Consider the following 5,138-nt stretch of genomic DNA (forward strand, 5'->3'; position numbering starts at 1 on the left):
CATAACGCGGATCCTGGCTAACTTCTGCCAGGGACTCCAGGTTACCGGCATAAGTCAACTTATCGACGTTGACCACAGAGTCGGTAGTGTTGGAAATGATGTAACGGATGACTGCCGAGCCGATGAACCCGGCGCCGCCGGTAACTAGAATTTTCACGCGAAACCATACCCTTGAGCTGCGGACAGTGGCACGAACACTGTCTAATCCATGAATGCAGAAGCCATCAACCTGAAGGGTTCCGTCAGAGCCAGTCTGAATCGACGTGGAAAAAACCACTATCGAACAAGGATTGCATTTTACAGCTTAATGAACGTTTTACTAATGGATATGGACAGGCGACGAACCAAATTTGAATGATAGCCCGTAGTCGTCGATCTCAGACCAGACGCTTGCGCGCCGCTCTGGACGAACGTCCCAGAAACCACCCCAGAATCGGACCAATCAACATGCCAACGAGCAGTGCGATGACCACCACCACAGAGAGCGGAAGCTGGGGACCCGACAAACCGAGGAACATTAATGAGATGGACTGCTGATTCTCAAGCACAAACGCAAGAACCGCCAACACCAGCAACAATATGAAGACACCTAGAAGTATGCGCTTGAGGTTACGCACAAGTAACTCCTCGAGAGATAGCGACTGTCAAACCCCCTCCTCCTCTTCCTCATTCACCCGGTCACGCAATTCCTTGCCCGGCTTGAAATGCGGAACAAACTTGCCGTCAAGGCTGACAGACTGACCGGTCTTTGGATTGCGACCGACGCGCGGCGCACGATAGTGCAGAGAAAAGCTGCCAAACCCACGGATCTCGATGCGATCACCGGTAGCGAGGCACTGGGACATTTGTTCAAGCATGGTCTTGATGGCCAGCTCCACATCCTTGGATGAGAGTAGCCCTTGATGGGTGACAATTCGTTCGATCAACTCCGACTTCGTCATATTTTTCCCTTCTTTTTCAAGCAGCTAGATCAGCGCTTGAAAGGTTTTAGCACGCCCGGAAGATTTTGAACAGCCCAGGGATTGACATATCTTTCTCGGCATCAAAACGCCCGTTTTCAGCACACTAAAGCACTGAACAGGAGCAACGCTCATTCAGCGACACATCACCAGCATGGTTCGAGTGACGTAGCCCGCGGGATTGAAGCCAAACGGATATTCATCCTCATCTTTGGCCTGATCAGATCGGGTGATCACCCGGTAACCCGCCCCCTTGCACTCCTTCGCCGCGCGCCTTTGGCACTTCTCCCAACCCGACCCCAAACCGGAGCAGTCAATCTCGATACCACTGACGCCACGCACCGCATGCGTCTTGGCACTGGTGGTACAGCCAGCCAAAATCAACACAGCAATCAACACAATAAATTTGTTCATCCACTTCCTTATGCCAGGCAACGCCCGACTACTGCACGACTACTACCCACAGCTTAGTCGCGAATAGGCGATTGATCCGATTAAAGAAACAGACAACCCGCTGAAGGGAATGGTTTCACCGCTGTCTCAGCCCCCACCAAATCGCAGGCACAAAAAAGGGCGACCGAAGTCGCCCTTTTTCATGATCAAGCAGAACTTAGTTCTGTTTGGCCATTGCTTGCTTCAACAGAGCAGCCATGGTGGTATCGGCTGGAGCTTCCTGAACGGAGTTCAGGCTCTGGATAGCTTCTTTCTCTTCAGCGTCATCTTTCGACTTGATCGAGAGCTGGATTACGCGGCTCTTGCGGTCAACGCTGATGATCTTGGCTTCAACTTCCTGGCCTTCTTTCAGAACGTTGCGCGCGTCTTCAACGCGGTCACGGCTGATTTCGGAGGCTTTCAGGGTCGCTTCGATGTCGTCAGCCAGAACGATGATGGCGCCTTTGGCGTCAACTTCTTTCACGGTGCCTTTAACGATAGCGCCTTTGTCGTTAACCGAGACGTACTCGGAGAACGGATCGCTTTCCAGTTGCTTGATGCCCAGGGAGATGCGCTCGCGCTCTGGATCAACCGACAGGATGACTGTGTCCAGCTCGTCGCCCTTCTTGAAACGACGTACGGCTTCTTCGCCCACTTCGTTCCAGGAGATGTCGGACAGGTGAACCAGACCGTCGATGCCGCCGTCCAGACCAATGAAGATACCGAAATCGGTGATCGACTTGATGGTGCCGGAGATCTTGTCGCCCTTGTTGAACTGGCCAGAGAAGTCTTCCCATGGGTTCGACTTGCACTGCTTGATGCCCAGGGAGATACGACGACGCTCTTCGTCGATGTCCAGAACCATGACTTCCACTTCGTCGCCGACTTGTACGACTTTCGAAGGGTGGATGTTCTTGTTGGTCCAGTCCATTTCCGAAACGTGCACCAGACCTTCAACGCCTTCTTCCAGCTCAGCGAAGCAGCCGTAGTCGGTCAGGTTGGTTACACGAGCGGTAACGCGAGTGCCTTCTGGGTAACGGGCTTTGATAGCAACCCATGGATCTTCGCCCAGTTGCTTCAGGCCCAGGGAAACACGGTTGCGTTCGCGATCGTATTTCAGAACCTTGACGTCGATTTCATCACCAACGTTGACGATCTCGGAAGGATGCTTGATGCGCTTCCAGGCCATGTCGGTAATGTGCAGCAGGCCGTCCACGCCACCCAGATCGACGAATGCGCCGTAATCGGTGAGGTTTTTGACGATACCTTTGACTTGCTGGCCTTCCTGCAGGGATTCCAGCAGAGCTTCACGCTCGGCGGAGTTCTCGGCTTCGAGGACGCTGCGACGGGAAACGACAACGTTGTTGCGCTTCTGGTCCAGCTTGATGACCTTGAATTCCAGCTCTTTGCCTTCCAGGTGCGTAGTGTCGCGCACTGGACGGACGTCAACCAGGGAACCTGGCAGGAACGCACGGATGCCGTTAACGTCGACAGTGAAGCCGCCTTTAACCTTACCGTTGATAACGCCCTTGACCACTTCCTCAGCTGCGAAGGCTGCTTCCAGAACGATCCAGCATTCAGCGCGCTTGGCTTTTTCACGGGACAGCTTGGTTTCACCGAAACCGTCTTCAACCGAATCCAGAGCAACGTGAACTTCGTCACCGACATTGATAGTCAGATCGCCAGCGTCGTTGTAGAACTGTTCCAGCGGGATGAGTGCTTCAGACTTCAGGCCAGCGTGAACGGTTACCCAGCGAGCCTGGTAATCGATATCAACGATAACACCGGTGATGATGGAGCCTGCCTGAAGGTTCAGGGTCTTTAGGCTTTCTTCAAAGAGTTCCGCAAAGCTTTCGCTCATTTTAATTCCTGTAGATGAGGGCGAAGAATACGCCCATCTCCACACCCCAGACGGTGTGGGTTAGTTTCATTTAAAAGAAGCGCTGCAGGACTATGACTGGTCCCCTGCGGCCTTCTTGGTCACCCGGCGATATCGCGAATGGCGATCTCGCTCATGATGCGTTCAAGCACCTGATCGATGGACAACTCCGTGGAATCCAGCTGAATCGCGTCGGCCGCCGGCTTGAGCGGGGCCACTGCACGCTGGGTATCACGCTCGTCGCGTGCACGGATCTCATCTAGCAGACTCGACAGACTAACATCCTCGCCTTTGCCCTTCAACTGCAAATATCGGCGGCGCGCCCGTTCCTCGGCGCTGGCGGTCAGGAAGATTTTCAATGGTGCGTCAGGAAAAACCACTGTGCCCATGTCGCGCCCATCAGCCACCAGCCCCGGCGCTTCCTGGAAAGCGCGCTGGCGCTGCAGCAGCGCCTCGCGCACTGCCGGCAGCGCAGCTACCTGGGACGCGCCTGCGCCGACGCTTTCAGTACGGATGACATCGCTGACTTCATCACCTTCCAGAATGATGCGCTGCAACTGGCCTTCGGTCGCCGCGATGAACTGCACATCCAGATGAGCAGCCAGCTTTTTCAGCAACTCTTCATTGGTCAGGTCGACACCATGGTTGTGCGCAGCGAACGCCAGCAGGCGATACAGCGCACCGGAATCCAGCAGGTTCCAGCCCAGACGCTTGGCCAGAATCCCGGCGACCGTGCCTTTGCCCGAACCGCTTGGCCCATCGATGGTGATGACCGGTGCAATGTTTTTCACGACTGAGCCTCTTGTGCCACACGAATGCCGACCTGCGCGCACAGCGCGAGGAAGTTCGGGAACGACGTCGCGACATTGGCGCAATCATGGATGCGGATCGGCGCAGTGGCGCGCAGCGAGGCCACGCTGAAGGCCATGGCGATACGGTGATCGCCGTGACCATGCACTTCGCCGCCACCGATCTGGCCGCCATCGATGATGATGCCGTCCGGGGTCGGCTGGCACTTGACGCCCAGCGCCAGCAAGCCGTCCGCCATGACCTGGATGCGGTCCGATTCCTTGACGCGCAACTCTTCAGCACCAGTCAGCACGGTACGACCTTCGGCACAGGCTGCAGCCACGAACAGCACCGGGAATTCGTCGATGGCCAGTGGCACCAGCGCTTCCGGAATCTCGATACCTTTGAGTTTAGCCGCCCGCACGCGCAGGTCGGCTACCGGCTCGCCACCGACTTCACGCTGGTTTTCCAGAGTGATATCGGCGCCCATCAGCCGCAGGATGTCGATAACGCCGGTACGGGTCGGATTGATGCCGACGTGCTCCAGCACCAGCTCGGAACCTTCGGCAATCGAGGCCGCCACCAGGAAGAACGCCGACGACGAGATATCGCCCGGCACTTCAATGTGGGTTGCGGTCAGCTTGCCGCCGGACTCGACCGACGCGGTCGCGCCATCAACACTCACCGGGTAGCCGAAGCCACGCAGCATGCGCTCGGTGTGATCACGGGTTGGAGCCGGTTCAGTGACGGTGGTCTTGCCTTCCGCGTACAGACCCGCCAGCAGCAGGCAGGACTTCACCTGAGCACTGGCCATCGGCATCGTGTAGGTCAGGCCTTTCAGCTTGTGCCCGCCACGAATAGTCATCGGTGGACGACCTTCGGCAGCGGTTTCGATCACGGCGCCCATTTCACGCAGCGGATTGGCCACGCGATTCATCGGACGCTTGGACAGCGACGCATCGCCCGTCAGGGTGCTGTCGAAGTTCTGCGCCGCCAGCAGGCCGGACAACAGACGCATCGAGGTACCGGAGTTGCCCAGATAGATCGGGCCAGGTGCCGGCTTCAAGCCATGCAGGCCA

Annotated in this window: 7 protein-coding genes; all 7 read right to left on the reverse strand. The window is 56.5% G+C overall.

The window, feature by feature from the left end; translation table 11 throughout:
* Nucleotides 1-157, reverse strand: a 157-nt coding sequence (locus HT737_RS06770) for an NAD-dependent epimerase/dehydratase family protein (RefSeq protein WP_182401949.1), incomplete at its 3' end; no start/stop codon positions are given.
* 220 nt (nt 158-377) lie between these two features.
* A complete protein-coding gene (locus tag HT737_RS06775) occupies nt 378-617 on the reverse strand; it encodes a LapA family protein (RefSeq protein WP_121186579.1) in 240 nt (79 codons plus the stop codon).
* 27 nt (nt 618-644) lie between these two features.
* Nucleotides 645-941: an integration host factor subunit beta gene (gene ihfB / locus HT737_RS06780; protein ID WP_003189779.1), complete on the reverse strand. Its 297-nt coding sequence runs from the start codon at nt 939-941 to the stop codon at nt 645-647.
* Nucleotides 942-1,094: 153 nt separating this feature from the next.
* The gene (locus HT737_RS06785; protein ID WP_182401951.1) at nt 1,095-1,373 is read right to left on the reverse strand and encodes a hypothetical protein; all 279 of its coding nucleotides are present in this window, start codon (nt 1,371-1,373) and stop codon (nt 1,095-1,097) included.
* 196 nt (nt 1,374-1,569) lie between these two features.
* Nucleotides 1,570-3,252 (reverse strand): 30S ribosomal protein S1, encoded by a 1,683-nt coding sequence (rpsA, locus tag HT737_RS06790; RefSeq protein ID WP_095668626.1) that lies wholly within the window; start codon nt 3,250-3,252, stop codon nt 1,570-1,572.
* A gap of 119 nt (nt 3,253-3,371) precedes the next feature.
* Nucleotides 3,372-4,061: a (d)CMP kinase gene (cmk, locus tag HT737_RS06795; protein ID WP_007963625.1), complete on the reverse strand. Its 690-nt coding sequence runs from the start codon at nt 4,059-4,061 to the stop codon at nt 3,372-3,374.
* On the reverse strand, nt 4,058-5,138 hold a 1,081-nt coding region (aroA, locus tag HT737_RS06800), incomplete at its 5' end, for a 3-phosphoshikimate 1-carboxyvinyltransferase (protein WP_182401953.1). The genes cmk and aroA, both read right to left, overlap by 4 nt.

Origin of the sequence: Pseudomonas sp. MD195_PC81_125, assembly GCF_014060985.1 — a bacterium.
GTDB classification, from domain to species: Bacteria; Pseudomonadota; Gammaproteobacteria; order Pseudomonadales; family Pseudomonadaceae; genus Aquipseudomonas; species Aquipseudomonas parakoreensis.